This window comes from Methylobacterium mesophilicum SR1.6/6 (assembly GCF_000364445.2).
In the GTDB taxonomy this organism is placed as follows: Bacteria; Pseudomonadota; Alphaproteobacteria; order Rhizobiales; family Beijerinckiaceae; genus Methylobacterium; species Methylobacterium mesophilicum_A.
Window position 1 is genome coordinate 1,552,768 of the sequence record NZ_CP043538.1, and the last position, 15,171, is coordinate 1,567,938.

Genomic DNA, 15,171 nt, shown 5'->3' on the forward strand with positions numbered 1-15,171 from the left:
GTACCGCGCTCCTGCTGAAAGGCCGGCCGAAGGATCGTTCGGGCCGGACGGGCGCCCGCCAAACGGGCGCGGCCGCAGAACCCGGCCTCGCCTGAGGTGGGATCGACGGTCGCGGCGAGCAAGGCGCGCAAGGGCCTGCGCTGTCAAGGCCGAAGGCCCCGCAACGATTGATTCACCCTGCGGCCGGGAAATCCGTGACGGATCGCCCGACGGGAAAGGGCATTCAATCCTTGGCGCCCAGTGTCGCGGACGCGCCATCAGGTCTCCTATCCGCGCCGAGCACCATGCCCATCGGATCAGCGCACACGGTCGAGCCATTCGGACCCCGCCTGTCCTCCCGGCGGACATCGTCGCCGGCGACCCTCGGCCTGCGCATGGCGCTGGCCTCAGGCCTGATCGCGCTCCTGTGCGTCTACGCGTGGCGGCCCGGCAGACCGGTGACCGTGTCCGAACAGCGGGTGGAGGCGCCTTTCGTGCCGTCGATGACGGCGGTTCCGGCTCCGCCCCCGCTGCCCACCGCCCGCCTCGGTCTCGCCGAGGCCGGACTCGATCCTGCGCGCGTCTCGGCCCGGTTCGATCCGAGGACCGGTCAGCGCGAGGACACCCTGACCCGGGGTGATTTTGCCACCGATGAAACGCCGGCCCTGCGGGTCACCCTGACGCGCGGCCCATCGCCAGGGCCCGTGCCGACATTGTTCGTGCTCATGGCCCGGCGTGCCGCCGGCGGGCCGGTCCTCGACGGACCGGCGCTTTCGGTCGTGCGGACCGGCGCGCGCGGTCTGATCGCCACCAAGTTCGGCGCGGTGGAGACCCTCGAAGTGACCTTCGGTGGCGCCGCGCGGCGGACCTGCACCGGGTTCGTGACGCGTAACACCGAAACGTTCCGGCTCGATGGCTGGGCGTGTGCGCCCCTGGGTCATCCCCCGAGGCCGGAATCGCTGGCCTGCACGCTCGATGCGCTGAGCCTCGTGGACCTCTCCGATCCCGGGCCGACGGCCGCCTTCGCTGCCGCACCGGAGCGCGTCTGCCCGTCGGTCGTCACCGTCGGAGAGTCCGCCGGCAGGACCGGATCGATCGCGAAGCGTTCGCAAAATAAAAAATGAGGCCGGAGTGTGGCAAAACGCACAAGCTCGGCCATTCCGCTGGAACAACAGCCCCGCTCAAGCGTCTTCTCCTCAAAGGCGGCGAACTGTTAAGCTTCGATCGCCATAGTGTTCGGCACTCTCACACAAGGTTGGCCATGCGCTCGCTCAAGATCGCCCTCCTCGGCGTCATCGCCGCCGCCGGCCTCGGCGCCGCGGCCTCCGCGCCGGCCCAGGCTCAGGATGGCTTCGTTCGCGGCCCGGTCTACAGCGTCAGCCGGCCGCTCCCGATCCGCGTGCGTCCGCGCAGCTGGCTCGACGCCGGCAACGTGCCGCTGTCCTCGGGCGTTCCGGGCGCCGGCGGCTCGCGCAACCCCGCCCTCAATCCCTATCTGATCGCCGCGTCCAACCAGCTGACGCCGCCCTACGGCCCGACCGACCGCTTCGGCCGCGGCATCCTGCCGGATCCGATCACCAACGGCCCGTTCATCGGTGCGCGGTCCTCGGCCATCCGCAACGTCGACCTGTCCTTCGTCGACCGCCTGGATCCGACTTCGCCGCTCTACGGCCGGCCCTACTGAGGCGCGTTCGCCCCCACACGACGACGTCGATGGAGCGCGGACCCTCGGGTCCGCGCTCTTCGTTTTAGGACCGGCCGCACCGGGACTTCACGGCGATCGGTTATGCTGTATGCCAAGCCATCAGAAGCAGCCGCGTCGGCTGCCGCTGACGGGATCTGGGCCATGAAGCCGTTCGACTGGGTCACGGGCTATCCGTCGCTGCGCATGCCGATGTTCGGGCGCAACTGCGTGGCGACCTCGCATGCGCTGGCCGCTCAGGCCGGCATCCAGATGCTTCAGGCCGGCGGCAACGCCGTCGACGCGGCGATCGCCGCGGCGGCGGCCAAGACGGTCACCGAGCCGTGCAGCAACGGCCTCGGCTCGGACGCCTTCTGCATCCTGTGGGACGGGCAGGCCCTGCACGGCCTCAACGCCTCCGGGGGAGCGCCCGCGGCCTGGACCTCGGATTACTTCGCCCGCAAGTACGGCACAGCGGAGCGCCCGCCGATGCGAGGCTGGGACTCCGTCACCGTCCCCGGGGCCGTCGGCGCCTGGGCGGCGCTGAGCGAACGCTTCGGCCGCCTGCCCTTCGCCGACCTGATGCAGCCCGCCATCCGCATCGCCGAGCGCGGCTATCTCGCACCCGTGGTGGTCCAGCAGAAATGGGCCGCCGCCGCCCGGATCGAGGCGATCACCCGCCAGCCGGGCTTCTCGGAGTTCTTCCTGCCGCGGGGCCGTGCTCCCGACGTCGGCGAACTCGTGACCTTCCCTGGCGCCGAGCGGACGCTCCGGTTGATCGCCGAGACCAGGGGCGAGGCTTTCTACCGGGGCGAGATCGGGGAGGCGATCGCCGCACACGCGCGAGCCCATGGCGGCGCGATGACGGCAGCCGACCTCGCGGCGTTCCGGCCCGAATGGGTGACGCCCACCGCCAAGGATTATCGCGGCCACACGCTGCACGAGATCCCGCCGAACGGTCAGGGCATCGCCGCGCAGATCGCGCTCGGTATCCTCGAACAGTTCGACCTCGCCGGGATGGCCGTGGACGGGCCGGAGGCCCAGCATCTCCAGATCGAGGCCATGAAGCTCGCCTTCAGCGACACCTACCGGTACGTCGCCGATCCCCGCAGCATGGAGGTGACCCCGGAGGCGATGCTCGACCCGGCCTATCTGGCGGAGCGCGCCAAGCTGATCGACCGGAACCGCGCCCAGGTTTTCGGGCCGGGGAAGCCTCCGGCCGGCGGCACGATCTATCTCACCGCCGCCGACGAGAGCGGCATGATGGTGAGCTTCATCCAGTCGAACTTCATGGGTTTCGGCTCGGGGGTCGTGGTGCCGGGCTGGGGGATCTCCCTGCAGAATCGCGGCTACGGCTTCGTGCTCGACCCGGCGAGCCCCAACGCGGTCGCGCCGGGCAAGCGGCCCTTCCACACCATCATCCCGGGCTTCCTGACCAGGGACGGCGCGCCGGTGATGAGCTTCGGCGTCATGGGCGGCAACATGCAGCCGCAAGGACACGTCCAGACGCTGGTGCGGATGCTCGACCACGGCCAGAACCCGCAGGCTGCCTGCGACGCACCGCGCTGGCGGGTGAACGAGGGTCTCGACATCAATGTCGAGGCCGCGATGCCGGCCGCGACCCTCAACCGGTTGAAGGCGCTCGGCCACCGCCTGGAGGTGATCGAGGACAGCTACCAGGATTTTGGCGCCGGCCAGTTCATCTGGCGGATGGGCGATCCCGCCGTCGAGGGCTACGTGGCGGCGAGCGACCCGCGCCGGGACGGGCAGGCCGTGGTCTGGTGAGGCGCTACTTCACCTGCACGCTGTCCACGACCTCGCGGAACTTGGCGAGCACGCCCGTGCGCTGATCCTCGCGGACGACGCCCAGGGCGCGCAGGTAGCCGTCCGGGGCGAACCGGATGGTCTGCGAGACCACCACCGGCACGTTGGTCGGCTGATCGATGGCGCGGGCCACGATCTCGTGCCAGTCGACGCCGTTCGAGCGGTAGCTCTGCGCACGCTCGATGACGAAATCCTTGAGGGTCTGGTTCGACGCCAGGGCGGCGCGGGCGAAGCCGTCCCGCTGCTCGGCGGTGGGCGGCTGCTGGACCGCCTGCGCCAGCACGAGGATCGGCTGCTCCAGGTTCTGCATCTGATCTTTGGGGCCCTGGGTCAGCAGGACCGAATTGCCGGCCAGAACCCGCACCGGGCGGAAGCCCGCCATGTCGGAGATGCGGAAGGGCAGCGCGTCGATCTGCTGGGTCAGGCTCAGGGCCGGGCGCACGGCGACGCCGGTCACCATCTTGCGCATCGTCGCCTCGGTCTCGGCATCCGGCAGCGCCTGGGCGATGATCAGTCCCGTGACGGTGGGCGCACCGACGACCAGGATCCACTTGCGGATCGCCGGCGTGGAGGCGTTGGGGTCGGCGGGCTGCTCGCCGGTGTAGAGCATGCCCTCGTTGTCGCCGATCTTGACCTCCTCGCGCTTCTCGACCGCGAAGCCCTGGCTCAGGAGGTTCGCGTCGGTGAAGCCGCTGACGAGCTCCGCGAAGGCGTTCGGCGGCAGCTCCACCACCGACAGGGTCGCGCCGCCCTCCTTGCGCTCGAAGCCCGAGAAGCGCCGCGACAGCGACATGTCGGACGGCGGGTCGAAGCCGAAGCGGGACCCCGGCGGGAAGACGGGATCACCGGCCCGGGCGGCGGAACCGAGGCTGGCCGCCAGGGCGGCCGCGCAGAGAGCACGCCCGAGATGCAGCGTCAGGTTGCGCACCAGCATCGGAACTCGGTTCTCCTCTCGGGCCCGCCCCGGGGCTCCGACCGCGATGGGTCTGCCCGACGACCGGATCTGTCAAGCCGCGAGCGAACGGCGCCGGGCATCACGATGAGGGGAGATCGTCGGGAGACGGCCAGGCCGATGCCGGCGCCGCCGCCCCGTCATGGCGTGCCGCAGGGGGTGACGCGCCGGAGCGTGAGGTTGCAGCGACCGTCCGGGGGCAGCTCCCCCAGGAGACTCTCCTCGGCGAGACAATCGCCGACGGGATAGAGCCGGTCGACCCCGTGGAAGATCAACCGCGAGGGGCCCCCGATCACGAGGGCATCGCCCGAGGACAGGCGGATCGAGCGCGTCGGGTCGGTGCGCCGCAAGCCGCCGTAGCGGAACAGGGCGTCCGCGCCGAGCGAGAGCGAGAGCACCGGCGCGCTGAACTCCGCCTCGTCGCGGTCCTGATGCAGGCCCATGCGGGTTCCGGGGGCGTAGAGATTGATCAGGCAGGCCTCAGGCGCGGCCGGACACGCCGCAAGCGCCGCCCAGGCTGCGAGCGCGGTCGGAGGCATGGCGGGCCAGGGACGGCCGGTCTCGGGATGCGCCGGCTGGTAGCGGTAGCCCCGGACGTCCGACACCCAGCCGAGCGGCCCGGCATTCGACATGCGCACCGAGAAGGGCTTGCCGGTCCGGGGCATGCGCGGTGTGACGGGCGGGGCGTCGGCGAGGATGGCGGCGATCTCGGCCGCGAGCCGGGCGCGGGCCGCCGCGTCGAGGTAGCCCGGATGGTGGATCAGCCCGGGCGCGAGCGCGGTCGCCATTCAGGCCCCGTCGCCGTCCCGGGCGAGAACCGTCTTCGAGGCGACCGTCGTATCGGCATTCAGGCGATAGACCAGCGGCACGCCCGTCTTGATCTGAAGATCCGGAACGGAATCTTCGCCCAGGCGGTCGAGAACCATCACGAGGGCGCGCAGCGAGTTGCCGTGCGCCGCCACCAGCACGCGCTCGCCCGCCATCACCCGGGGCAGGATCGCCGTGATGTAGCAGGGCAGGACCCGCGCGGCGGTGTCCTTCAGGCTCTCGCCTCCGGGGGGCCGCACGTCGTACGACCGGCGCCAGGCATGGACCTGCGCCTCGCCCCATCGGGCGCGGGCGTCGTCCTTGTTGAGTCCCACGAGGTCGCCGTAGTCGCGCTCGTTCAGCGCGCGGTCGCGCGCGACCGGAATGCCCTGCAGGCCCATCTCCTCCAGGATCAGGGAGCAGGTGCGCTGCGCCCGGACCAGCTCGGAGGTGAACGCCGCGTCGAAGCCGTAGCCGTCACGCCTGAGCGCCGTGCCGGCCGCCCGGGCCTCCGCGACGCCGCGCTCCGTCAGGTCCGGGTCGCGCCAGCCCGTGAACAGGTTCTTGAGGTTCCACTCGCTCTGGCCGTGCCGGACGAGGACGAGGAGCCGCTCCATGGCCGCAGCGCCTCCGGTCACAGGCCGAGCACGTCCGCCATGGCGTAGAGGCCCGGCGGCTTGGGATGCGCCCAGAGCGCCGCCTTGACGGCGCCCGCGGCGAACAGGCCGCGATCGGCGGCGTGGTGGCTGATCGTGAGGCTCTCGCCGATCCCGGCGAAGGTCACGCTGTGGTCGCCCACGACGCTGCCGCCCCGCAGGGTGGCGAAGCCGATGTCGCCGGGCTTGCGGGCGCCGGTGATCCCGTCCCGGGTCGAGACGCGGACGGCCTTCAAGTCCACGCCGCGGCCCTCGGCGGCGGCCTCGCCGAGCATCAGCGCCGTGCCGGAGGGCGCGTCCACCTTCATGCGGTGGTGCATCTCCAAGATCTCGATGTCGAACTCGTCGCCCAGCGACTTGGCCACCCGCCGCACCAGCTCGGTCATCAGGTTGATGCCGAGCGACATGTTGCCCGACTGCACGATGCGGGCGTGGTAGGACGCCGCCTTCAGCTTCGCCAGATCCTCCTCGGACAGGCCGGTCGTCCCGACGACGTGGACGATGCGGGCCTGGGCGGCGAGTTCCGCGAAGGCCACGGTGGCGGCCGGGGCCGTGAAGTCGAGCACGCCGTCGGCGGCCGCGAAGGCCGCGAGCGGATCGTCCGTCACGGGGACATCGAGGGCCGGCAGACCAGCGAGCGTCCCGGCGTCCTGCCCCAGCGCGGGGGAGCCCGCCCGCTCGATCGCCGCGGACAGGGTGCAGCCCTCGGCCTGGGCCACCGCGCGCACCAGCATCCGACCCATGCGCCCGTCGGCGCCGACCACCACCAGCCGCATCCCGAGTCCCATCTCCGTCAGGGGCGTGGAGCGGTCGGACCCTGTCGGCCCGACCCCTCCCGCGTTGTCCGTCACCCCGGAAGACGCCGTCACGGCGCCCGGGGTCGAACGGCCTCAGTCCTTCTCGGGCGCGATCTGTTCCAGCCCGCCGATGTGCTTCTGCGCGTAGAGCGGCAGGCCGATCTGCTTGATCAGTTCCAGTTGCGTCTCGAGGAAGTCGATATGGCCTTCCTCATCGGTCGCCAGATCCTCGAACAGGATCTTGGAGACGCGATCATTGATCGAATCACAGTACTGAGCAGCCTCAAGGTAGAGGCGGCGCGCCTCGTTCTCGGCGGCGAGATCGCACTCGATGATTTCCTGGACGTTCTGGCCGATCCGCAGCGGGTCGAGTTCCTGGAGGTTCGGGAACCCGTCGAGGAACAGGATCCGGTCGACGAACCGGTCCGCGTGGTTCATCTCCTCGATCGATTCCTTGCGCCAGAACTTGGCCAGGTCGATGTAGCCCCAGTCATTGAGCATGCGAAAGTGCAGCCAATACTGGCTGACGGCCGTCAACTCGCTGCGCAGCCCGCGGTTGAGGTACTCGATGACCTTGGTGTCGCCCTTCATGCCCCCGTACTCCTTACCGTTCTTTCAGGCGGGGGCAGAAGCATCAGGCTGCGACTCCCTCATCCGCAGTTTGGAATTTCACCAAACTACAGGCGCTGGCGCAAGCCGTCGTGCAGGCATGGCTGCCCTCGACGGCCGGCAACGGCCCAGCTACCGAGCCAAGGGCGCTCTGCATGATGGACCGGATGGTGCGGGCGCAGCGCCCGCATTTCGGGCTGCATCCCAGGCAGGCGTAGACCTGGGCGGGGGTGCGCGGGCAGCCCGGTCCGGGCGCGAGACACCCGCGAACCGCGCCATCCGATATGACATTACAAGAGCAGACGATCATCCGCGCCGCTAATCCCGCCATCCCCGTGCCCGCCACGGTCTTCCGGACCGCCCCGAGCTGCCGCGCCAGATTAGAAAGATTGAAAAGTAGCTTGCTTTTCAATGTTTTACTGGCCGGGGCGGACATGGCACCGCTGCTCCGGCGGGTCAAGGGCGGGCGATCGGGACGGGCCTCGAAGGGTCTGCCGCGCGCCCCTCAGCGGGCGAGTTCGCGCAGGCCCAGACGGATCAGGACCTTGGCCTCCGCACCCTCCCCCGCGCCCTTGAGCGCGGCCGCGATAGCGGCGGCGGCCTGGACCTGCGGGTAGCCGAGATTCACGAGCGCCGAGACCGCATCCGCCACCGGCTGCGGAGCCGCGCCCTCCTCCACGGCGCCGGTCAAGGCGACGAGGGCGGGATCGACGGGCGCGAAGGCCGGAGCCTTGTCCTTCAGCTCGGCCGCCAGCCGGGCCGCGAGCCGGGGCCCGACGCCGGGGGCACGGCTGATCGCGCCCTTGTCGCCCGTCGCGATGGCGCCGGCCAGGGCTTCGGGCTCTAGGACCGACAGCACCCCGAGGGCGACGCGGGCGCCGACGCCCTGGACGGTCTGGAGCAGCCGGAACCATTCGCGCTCGGCGTCCGACCGGAAGCCGTAGAGGCGGATCATGTCCTCGCGGACATGGGTCTCGATCGACAGCTCCGCCGGTTCGCCGACCTTGGGCATGCGCTGCAGTGTGCGCGCCGAGCAATGGGCAATGTAGCCCACCCCCGCCACGTCGAGGATCACGAAATCCTCGCCGAAGGAGTCCACCACGCCCTTGAGCTTGCCGATCATGCCATGCCTGCCCGCTGTTCAGGGCTGACTACAGAAGCGCGCCGGTCACCGCCAGACGTGCTTGAGCGCGCAGGGAGATCGTGAAATCACGGGCCCCGCGCCGGCCGGGCTTGGCCGCGCTCCGGGGGGACAAGAATGCGCGCGCCACTTCTCGCCCTGATCGGCCTCCTCTCCTTGGGGCCGGCTCAGGCAGCCGACGATCCGGCCGGCAAGGGCGTGCCGGTCGCGCCGAGTGCCGATCCGACGCAGGTGCGCCCGGGTGCCTACGTGCTGGATCCGGATCACGGCAAGGTCACGTGGTCGGTCTCGCATCTCGGCTACTCGACCTATTACGGCCAGTTCACCGGCCTGACGGGAACGCTCACCCTCGATCCCAAGGCGCCGGACAAGAGCCGGCTTGAGGTGAGCGTGCCGCTCGGCGGTGTGATCACCGGCAGCGCGCGCCTCAACGAGCACCTCGCGGCGCCGGATTTCTTCGACACCGCGAAGTTCCCGAACGCCACCTTCACGGCCACGACGGTCGAGCCGACGAGCCCGACGACGGCGCGGATCACCGGCGACCTGAACCTGCGCGGCACCGTGCGGCCGCTCGCCATCGACGCGACCTTCAACCAAGCCGGCATCCACCCGGTCGACCAGCGCTACACCGTGGGCTTCGACGGGCGCGCCGTCATCAAGAGGTCGGAGTTCGGGATCAACGCCTATCTCCCCCATCTCGGCGACGAGGTGACCTTGCGCATCGAGGGCGAGTTCAAGGCTGCCCCGTAGCGGTGCGTGCCGCACAGTCGCCGAGGGGGTTGGCGACACCAGGGAGTTTTGAGCTTTGCGGAGCCCACGTGCCATCGCCGCCTGTCTGAGTCTGCTCCTCGCCGGCCCGGCCGTCGCGCAGGTTCCGGTCGCCCCGACGAGCCCGGCCTCACCGCTCGACAACTACGCCGATGCCGCCTCCACGACGATCATCGCCGAGCAGGCCTGTCCGGGTGTCCAGGTCAGGGCCGGGCAGCTCACGACGCTGCGCCTCGCCGCCCGCGTGAATGCCGGCCAGGAAGCCCTGCTGGAGCAGAAGCTGCGGACCCGGTCGACCCAGGTGCGCCAGCAACTGGCCGCCGTGGGCCGCGAGGCCTGGTGCGCCGAGGCTCTGGCGGCCTTCGGTCCGCAGGGCACGGTCGCCAAGGGGATCCTGGTGACCGGCGCGCCGATCCGCTGATCCGGGCCGCGCGGATCGACGCGCGGATTGACATGTGGTGCCCGCGCCCGTAGTGACCCCGCATGGCGCGCGGCCTCCCTGAGGTCCGCGCGTTTCGCGTTGTCCGGGCACAAGCCCGTGCAATGACTTCAAACAAGAAGCCGGTCCAGGGGCAGCCGCCCCGGAGGCCGTTCGAGAACACGAGAGAACGATGTTCGCAGTCATCAAGACGGGCGGTAAGCAGTACCGCGTCGCCGCCAACGACACCATCACCATCGCCTCCCTGGCCGGCGAGGCCGGCGAGGCCGTGACCTTCGGCGAGGTCCTCCTGTTCGCCGACGGCGCGGGCGCGACCCAGGTCGGCGCACCGACCCTGTCGGGCATCAGCGTCACCGGCGAGATCGTGCGCCACGGACGCGACAAGAAGGTCATCGCCTTCAAGAAGCGCCGCCGGCAGAACTCGCGCCGCAAGCGCGGCCATCGGCAGGACCACACGGTCGTGCGCATCACCGGCATTTCGGCCTGACGCACGCCAGACGCTGGGCGCGTCCGGTCCCCTGAGGGACCGATCCGCGACCGCATCGAAGCCCATCAGAATTCGGAGCTCATCCCATGGCACACAAGAAGGCTGGCGGTTCGTCCCGCAACGGTCGCGACTCGGAAGGCCGGCGCCTCGGCGTCAAGAAGTTCGGCGCGGAATCGGTCATTCCGGGCAACATCATCGTGCGTCAGCGCGGCACCAAATGGCATCCCGGCGCCAATGTCGGCATGGGCAAGGACCACACGCTGTTCGCGCTGGTACCGGGCCATGTCCGCTTCGAGACGCGCCGCGGGCGCGCCTTCGTAGCCGTTACCCCGCTGGCCGAGGCCGCGGAATAAGAGGCGGGCGCCTTTGAGGCGAAGCTGGCGTCCCGCCCGGTGTCCCACACCGGACCGGAGACGTCGTTGCCGAGCCCCTGACGGGCCGGATCGGACGGAACCCCGGGGAGGATGGGACGCCATCCTCCCCTTCGTCGTCTTGAGGCGGTGACCCGGAGCCGGGAGCGCCGCCCTGCGAGGGCACGATGTTCCCCGATCTGACCCGTGATGACGTTTTCCGGATCGAGACGCGGCGGCTGTGGCTGCGCTGGCCGACCGCGAAGGACAGGGACGCGATCCTGAAGCTGGCCGGCGACCCGTCGGTCGCCGCGATGCTGGCGCGGGTGCCGCACCCGCTCCCGGCCCCGGTCGTGGATGCGTTCCTGCTTCAGGCACGCGCGCAGAACACCGCCGGTTCGGCCCTCACGCTCGCCCTCGCGCCGCGGGCGGCGCCCGGCAGCCTCATCGGTGTCATCAGCATCGAGGCGCCGGCCGACGCGCCGCCGGAGCTCGGCTACTGGCTCGGGCGGGCCTACTGGGGAAGCGGCCTGATGGCCGAGGCCGTGACGGCCCTGTGCCACGCCTTCTTCGCCTATACCGGCGGCGCGGAACTCTCGGCGTCGGCCCGCACGGTCAACCCGGCGTCCCGGCGCGTTCTGGAGAGCTGCGGCTTCGTGCCGGCCGGCAGCGCGATCCGGCCCTTCCCGGCGCGCGGTGAGGATCTGCCGGTCGATCTCTTCCGCCTCGACCGGCGGCGCTGGCAGAGGCCGTCGTCCGAGCCGGCGATGACGGCAGCCGCCTGAGGCGGCGCCACGGCGCCGGGGCTGGCCGGCGGCCGTCGACACGGTGATGGTGCGGGTCGCGAACCCGCACCCGACAAAGGATTCAGGTCGTGAAGTTCCTCGACGAAGCCAAGGTCTATGTCCGCTCCGGTGATGGCGGTCCCGGCTGCGTCTCGTTCCGGCGGGAGAAGTTCATCGAGTTCGGGGGACCGAACGGCGGCGACGGCGGCCGCGGCGGCGATGTCTGGGTGGAGTGCGTCGAGGGTCTCAACACCCTGATCGACTACCGCTACCAGCAGCACTTCAAGGCCCGGAAGGGCGAGCACGGCATGGGCTCGAACTGCCACGGCGCCAACGGCGCCGACGCGGTCCTGAAGGTCCCGGCCGGCACGCAGATCTTCGCCGAGGACGGCGAGACGCTGCTCGCCGACCTGACCGAGGTCGGCCAGAAGATCCGCCTCGCGAAGGGCGGCAACGGCGGCTTCGGCAACGCCTACTTCACCACCTCGACGAACCGCGCTCCGAAGCACGCCAATCCCGGCCAGGAAGGCCAGGAGATGTGGATCTGGCTGCGGCTCAAGCTGATCGCCGATGCCGGGCTCGTCGGCCTGCCGAATGCCGGCAAGTCGACCTTCCTGGCCAGCGTCACGGCGGCGAAGCCGAAGATCGCCGATTACCCGTTCACGACGCTGCATCCCGGGCTCGGCGTCGTGCGCTCGGACGGGCGCGAATTCGTCCTCGCCGACATCCCGGGCCTGATCGAGGGCGCGCACGAGGGCGTCGGGCTGGGCGACCGGTTCCTCGCCCACGTCGAGCGCTGCCGCGTGCTGCTGCACCTCGTGGACGGCACCACGGAGCATGCCGGCAAGACCTACAAGCTGGTTCGTGGCGAGATCGAAGCCTACGGCAACGGTCTGGCGGAGAAGCCCGAGGTCGTCGCCCTCTCGAAGGCGGATGCCCTCGACGCCGAGACCCTGAAGAGCCAGGTTGCCAAGCTGAAGCGGGCGGCCGGTCGTGCACCGCTGGTCCTGTCCTCCGCCAGCCGGAAAGGCGTGCCGGAGGCGCTTCGGGCGCTCCAGGCGGAAATCGACGCCAGCGCGGAGGCCGAGCGGCAGCCGGCCGTGGCTTGGCAGCCGTGATTCGCGGGAGCTCCTCGCCCCCCGCGGCAGCCTGGTCCGGCCTGCGCCTCGCCGCCCTGCCGGAAGCCTGCGGACACCCGACAGGCCGCTGATCCAACGCCATCGTGACGGGTGATCGCCGCGAGGCGGAGTGGCTGTTCAACAGCGCGATCTTCGTTCAAATCGCCTCGATCGACCCGGACCCGCAAGCATCATGATCCCCGTCCTCGAAGATTTCCGCCGCGTCGTCCTCAAGGTCGGGTCGGCCCTCCTCGTCGACCGGGGGGCCGGGCGTCTGCGGCACGCCTGGCTCGCGGCGCTGGCTGAGGACATCGCCGAGTTGCACGCGCGCGGCGTCGATGTCCTGGTCGTCTCCTCGGGCAGCATCGCGCTCGGGCGCACCGTGCTCGGGCTGCCCTCCGGAGCCTTGCGGCTGGAAGAGAGCCAGGGTGCGGCCTCGGTGGGGCAAATCACTCTGGCGCGGCATTGGGCCGAAGCGCTCGGTCATCACGGCATCGTCGCCGGCCAGATCCTCGTGACGCCCCAGGATACGGAGGAGCGGCGCCGCTACCTCAATGCCCGCGCCACCGTGCTCAAACTGCTCGAGATGCGCGCGGTGCCGGTCGTCAACGAGAACGACACGGTGGCGACGTCGGAGATCCGTTACGGCGACAACGATCGCCTCGCCGCCCGGGTCGCCACCATGATCGATGCCGACGTGCTGGTCCTGTTCTCGGATATCGACGGCCTGTACACGGCGCCGCCGAAAAGCGACCCGAACGCGCAGCATCTGCCGGTGGTCGAGCGCATCACCCCTGAGATCGAGGCGATGGCGGGCGGCCCGGCCTCCGAGCTGTCCCGCGGCGGCATGCGCACCAAGATCGAGGCGGCCAAGATCGCAGCCTCCGGCGGCACGCACCTCGTGATCGCGGACGGTCGGCAGAAGAACCCGCTGCGCGCCGTTCGGGATGGGGCTCGCTGCACGTGGTTCCTCTCCGGGTCCACGCCGACCGCTGCCCGGAAGACCTGGATCGCCGGCTCCCTCGAACCGCGTGGCAGCCTCACCATCGACGCGGGCGCCGTGAAGGCGCTGCGTGGCGGCGCGAGCCTCCTGCCGGTGGGCGTCCGCGCCATAGAAGGCAGCTTCTCCCGCGGCGATGCGGTGGTGATCCGCGATGGCGACGGCCGTGTCCACGGCCGCGGGCTCGTCGCCTACGACAGCGCGGAAGCCGCCTTGATCATCGGGCATCCCAGCGCGCGTATCCCGGAATTGCTCAACTATCCCGGTCGCGCCTGGATGGTTCATCGGGATGACTTGGCATTGTTCTAGTTCTCGACTTTCCGCACTGGATTAATCACAATCATCTCCGAATTGATTATTGCGTCGACCAGCACTCGGACACCCTTGTGCGTGCGGCGCGCGATGTGCAAATACGGCGTCTTCTCTCTGTCGCGCCGAAGCATAGGGCGCCGCCAACCGAGGACGCCAGCGTGCCCGTCCTAAACCTGAGATCGGATTTCGCCGAGGCCGACGCCCTGCCGGAGCAGATGGCGGCGATCGGCCGGCGCGCCCGAGCCGCCGCCCGGCTGATGGCGCTGGCCTCCGCGCGGACCAAGGACGTGGCGCTCAAGCGGATCGCCGAGCGCCTGCGCGCGAACCGCGACGAGATCCTCGTCGAGAACGCCCGCGACGTGGCGGCCGCCCGCAACGCCGGTCAGAGCGCCGCGCTGATCGACCGCCTGACCCTGGATCCTGGCCGCCTGTCGGCCATCGCGGAGGCCGTGGAGAAGGTCGGGTCGCTGGCGGATCCCGTGGGACGCCAGCTCGCCGCCATCGAGCGGCCCAACGGCCTCCTGATCGAGCGGGTCGCCGTGCCCCTCGGTGTCGTCGGCGTCATCTTCGAGAGTCGGCCGAACGTGACCGCGGATGCCGGCGCGCTGTGCCTGAAGGCCGGAAACGCTGCCATCCTGCGGGCGGGCTCCGACAGCCACCGCACCGCCATGGCCATCGCCCGGGCGATGAGTCAGGGCCTCGCCGATGCCGGCTTGCCGGAGAACGCGATCCAGCTCGTGCCGACGCGCGACCGGGCCGCCGTGGGTCTGATGCTCGCCGGACTTGACGGCTGCGTCGACGTGATTGTGCCCCGCGGCGGGCGCGGCCTCGTGGCGCGCGTCCAGGCCGAGGCCCGCGTGCCGGTCTTCGCCCATCTCGACGGCATCAACCACGTCTACGTGGCCGCAGCGGCCGACCTCGACATGGCGCGCACCGTCCTCCTGAACAGCAAGATGCGCCGGACCAGCGTCTGTGGCGCGGCCGAGACGCTGCTGGTGGACCGGGCCTGCGCGGGGACGCATCTCGCATCCCTGGTCGGCGCCCTGCTGGATGCCGGGTGCGCCGTTCGCGGCGACGCCGAGACGCGGGCCGTCGACTCCCGGGTCACCGCTGCCTCCGAGGAGGACTGGCACACGGAATATCTCGACGCGATCATCGCGGTGCGGGTGGTGGACGGGATCGCCGCGGCGATCGAGCACATCGAGACCTACGGCTCGCACCACACGGACGCGATCATCACCGAGGACGACGCGGAGGCCACGCGGTTTTTGGCGGAGGTCGATTCCGCGATCGTGACCCACAACGCCTCCACGCAGTTCGCGGATGGCGGCGAGTTCGGCTTCGGTGCCGAGATCGGCATCGCCACCGGGCGCATGCATGCGCGCGGGCCGGTGGGGGTCGAGCAGCTGACCACCTTCAAGTACCGCGTCCACGGCAGCGGCCAGACGCGTCCGTGACGCCCATCC

The 15,171-nt window shown here is 70.5% G+C and carries 18 protein-coding genes; 11 read left to right on the plus strand and 7 right to left on the minus strand.

Features of this window, described 5'->3' with window-relative positions; translation table 11 throughout:
• The first annotated feature begins 284 nt into the window (after positions 1 to 284).
• The 3 genes from MMSR116_RS07220 to MMSR116_RS07230 all read left to right on the plus strand — a co-directional run bounded on the left by MMSR116_RS07220 (position 285) and on the right by MMSR116_RS07230 (position 3,445).
• Positions 285 to 1,103 (plus strand): hypothetical protein, encoded by an 819-nt coding sequence (locus MMSR116_RS07220; protein WP_244625616.1) that lies wholly within the window; start codon positions 285 to 287, stop codon positions 1,101 to 1,103.
• A gap of 137 nt (positions 1,104 to 1,240) precedes the next feature.
• A complete protein-coding gene (locus tag MMSR116_RS07225; protein ID WP_010683499.1) occupies positions 1,241 to 1,663 on the plus strand; it encodes a hypothetical protein in 423 nt (140 codons plus the stop codon).
• Positions 1,664 to 1,825: 162 nt separating this feature from the next.
• Positions 1,826 to 3,445: a gamma-glutamyltransferase family protein gene (locus MMSR116_RS07230; protein ID WP_010683500.1), complete on the plus strand. Its 1,620-nt coding sequence runs from the start codon at positions 1,826 to 1,828 to the stop codon at positions 3,443 to 3,445.
• A gap of 4 nt (positions 3,446 to 3,449) precedes the next feature.
• On the opposite strand, the gene MMSR116_RS07235 is transcribed toward MMSR116_RS07230, so the two are convergent.
• From MMSR116_RS07235 to ruvA, 7 genes are all read right to left on the minus strand, one after another.
• Positions 3,450 to 4,418 (minus strand): hypothetical protein, encoded by a 969-nt coding sequence (locus MMSR116_RS07235; RefSeq protein ID WP_010683501.1) that lies wholly within the window; start codon positions 4,416 to 4,418, stop codon positions 3,450 to 3,452.
• A gap of 158 nt (positions 4,419 to 4,576) precedes the next feature.
• Positions 4,577 to 5,224: an alpha-ketoglutarate-dependent dioxygenase AlkB gene (locus MMSR116_RS07240; RefSeq protein WP_010683502.1), complete on the minus strand. Its 648-nt coding sequence runs from the start codon at positions 5,222 to 5,224 to the stop codon at positions 4,577 to 4,579.
• Positions 5,225 to 5,860 carry a 2,3-bisphosphoglycerate-dependent phosphoglycerate mutase gene (locus MMSR116_RS07245; protein WP_010683503.1) on the minus strand — a complete coding sequence of 212 codons (636 nt, stop codon included), beginning with the start codon at positions 5,858 to 5,860 and terminating at the stop codon, positions 5,225 to 5,227. It lies immediately after the preceding gene.
• Between the two features lie 17 nt (positions 5,861 to 5,877).
• Complete coding sequence (gene dapB / locus MMSR116_RS07250; protein ID WP_010683504.1) at positions 5,878 to 6,675, minus strand: 4-hydroxy-tetrahydrodipicolinate reductase; 798 nt, start codon at positions 6,673 to 6,675, stop codon at positions 5,878 to 5,880.
• A 114-nt stretch (positions 6,676 to 6,789) separates the two neighbouring features.
• Complete coding sequence (gene bfr / locus MMSR116_RS07255; RefSeq protein ID WP_010683505.1) at positions 6,790 to 7,287, minus strand: bacterioferritin; 498 nt, start codon at positions 7,285 to 7,287, stop codon at positions 6,790 to 6,792.
• Positions 7,288 to 7,330: 43 nt separating this feature from the next.
• Complete coding sequence (locus MMSR116_RS31775) at positions 7,331 to 7,615, minus strand: (2Fe-2S)-binding protein (RefSeq protein WP_083920207.1); 285 nt, start codon at positions 7,613 to 7,615, stop codon at positions 7,331 to 7,333.
• A 195-nt stretch (positions 7,616 to 7,810) separates the two neighbouring features.
• On the minus strand, positions 7,811 to 8,428 hold the full coding sequence (gene ruvA, locus MMSR116_RS07265) for a Holliday junction branch migration protein RuvA (RefSeq protein ID WP_010683506.1): 618 nt from the start codon (positions 8,426 to 8,428) through the stop codon (positions 7,811 to 7,813).
• A 135-nt stretch (positions 8,429 to 8,563) separates the two neighbouring features.
• Here ruvA and MMSR116_RS07270 point away from each other — a divergent pair, with 135 nt between their 5' ends.
• The 8 genes from MMSR116_RS07270 to MMSR116_RS07305 all read left to right on the plus strand — a co-directional run bounded on the left by MMSR116_RS07270 (position 8,564) and on the right by MMSR116_RS07305 (position 15,162).
• On the plus strand, positions 8,564 to 9,196 hold the full coding sequence (locus MMSR116_RS07270) for a YceI family protein (protein WP_010683507.1): 633 nt from the start codon (positions 8,564 to 8,566) through the stop codon (positions 9,194 to 9,196).
• A gap of 55 nt (positions 9,197 to 9,251) precedes the next feature.
• Positions 9,252 to 9,635, plus strand: a complete 384-nt coding sequence (locus MMSR116_RS07275; RefSeq protein WP_010683508.1) for a hypothetical protein — start codon at positions 9,252 to 9,254, stop codon at positions 9,633 to 9,635.
• Between the two features lie 190 nt (positions 9,636 to 9,825).
• Entirely contained in the window at positions 9,826 to 10,140 is a 315-nt protein-coding gene (rplU, locus tag MMSR116_RS07280) for a 50S ribosomal protein L21 (RefSeq protein ID WP_010683509.1), read from the plus strand.
• A gap of 86 nt (positions 10,141 to 10,226) precedes the next feature.
• Positions 10,227 to 10,493: a 50S ribosomal protein L27 gene (gene rpmA / locus MMSR116_RS07285; RefSeq protein WP_010683510.1), complete on the plus strand. Its 267-nt coding sequence runs from the start codon at positions 10,227 to 10,229 to the stop codon at positions 10,491 to 10,493.
• 185 nt (positions 10,494 to 10,678) lie between these two features.
• Entirely contained in the window at positions 10,679 to 11,275 is a 597-nt protein-coding gene (locus MMSR116_RS07290) for a GNAT family N-acetyltransferase (RefSeq protein ID WP_010683511.1), read from the plus strand.
• A gap of 89 nt (positions 11,276 to 11,364) precedes the next feature.
• Positions 11,365 to 12,393 carry a GTPase ObgE gene (gene obgE / locus MMSR116_RS07295; RefSeq protein ID WP_010683512.1) on the plus strand — a complete coding sequence of 343 codons (1,029 nt, stop codon included), beginning with the start codon at positions 11,365 to 11,367 and terminating at the stop codon, positions 12,391 to 12,393.
• Positions 12,394 to 12,586: 193 nt separating this feature from the next.
• Positions 12,587 to 13,702: a glutamate 5-kinase gene (gene proB / locus MMSR116_RS07300; protein ID WP_010683513.1), complete on the plus strand. Its 1,116-nt coding sequence runs from the start codon at positions 12,587 to 12,589 to the stop codon at positions 13,700 to 13,702.
• A gap of 161 nt (positions 13,703 to 13,863) precedes the next feature.
• A complete protein-coding gene (locus MMSR116_RS07305) occupies positions 13,864 to 15,162 on the plus strand; it encodes a glutamate-5-semialdehyde dehydrogenase (RefSeq protein WP_010683514.1) in 1,299 nt (432 codons plus the stop codon).
• Positions 15,163 to 15,171: the final 9 nt, after the last annotated feature.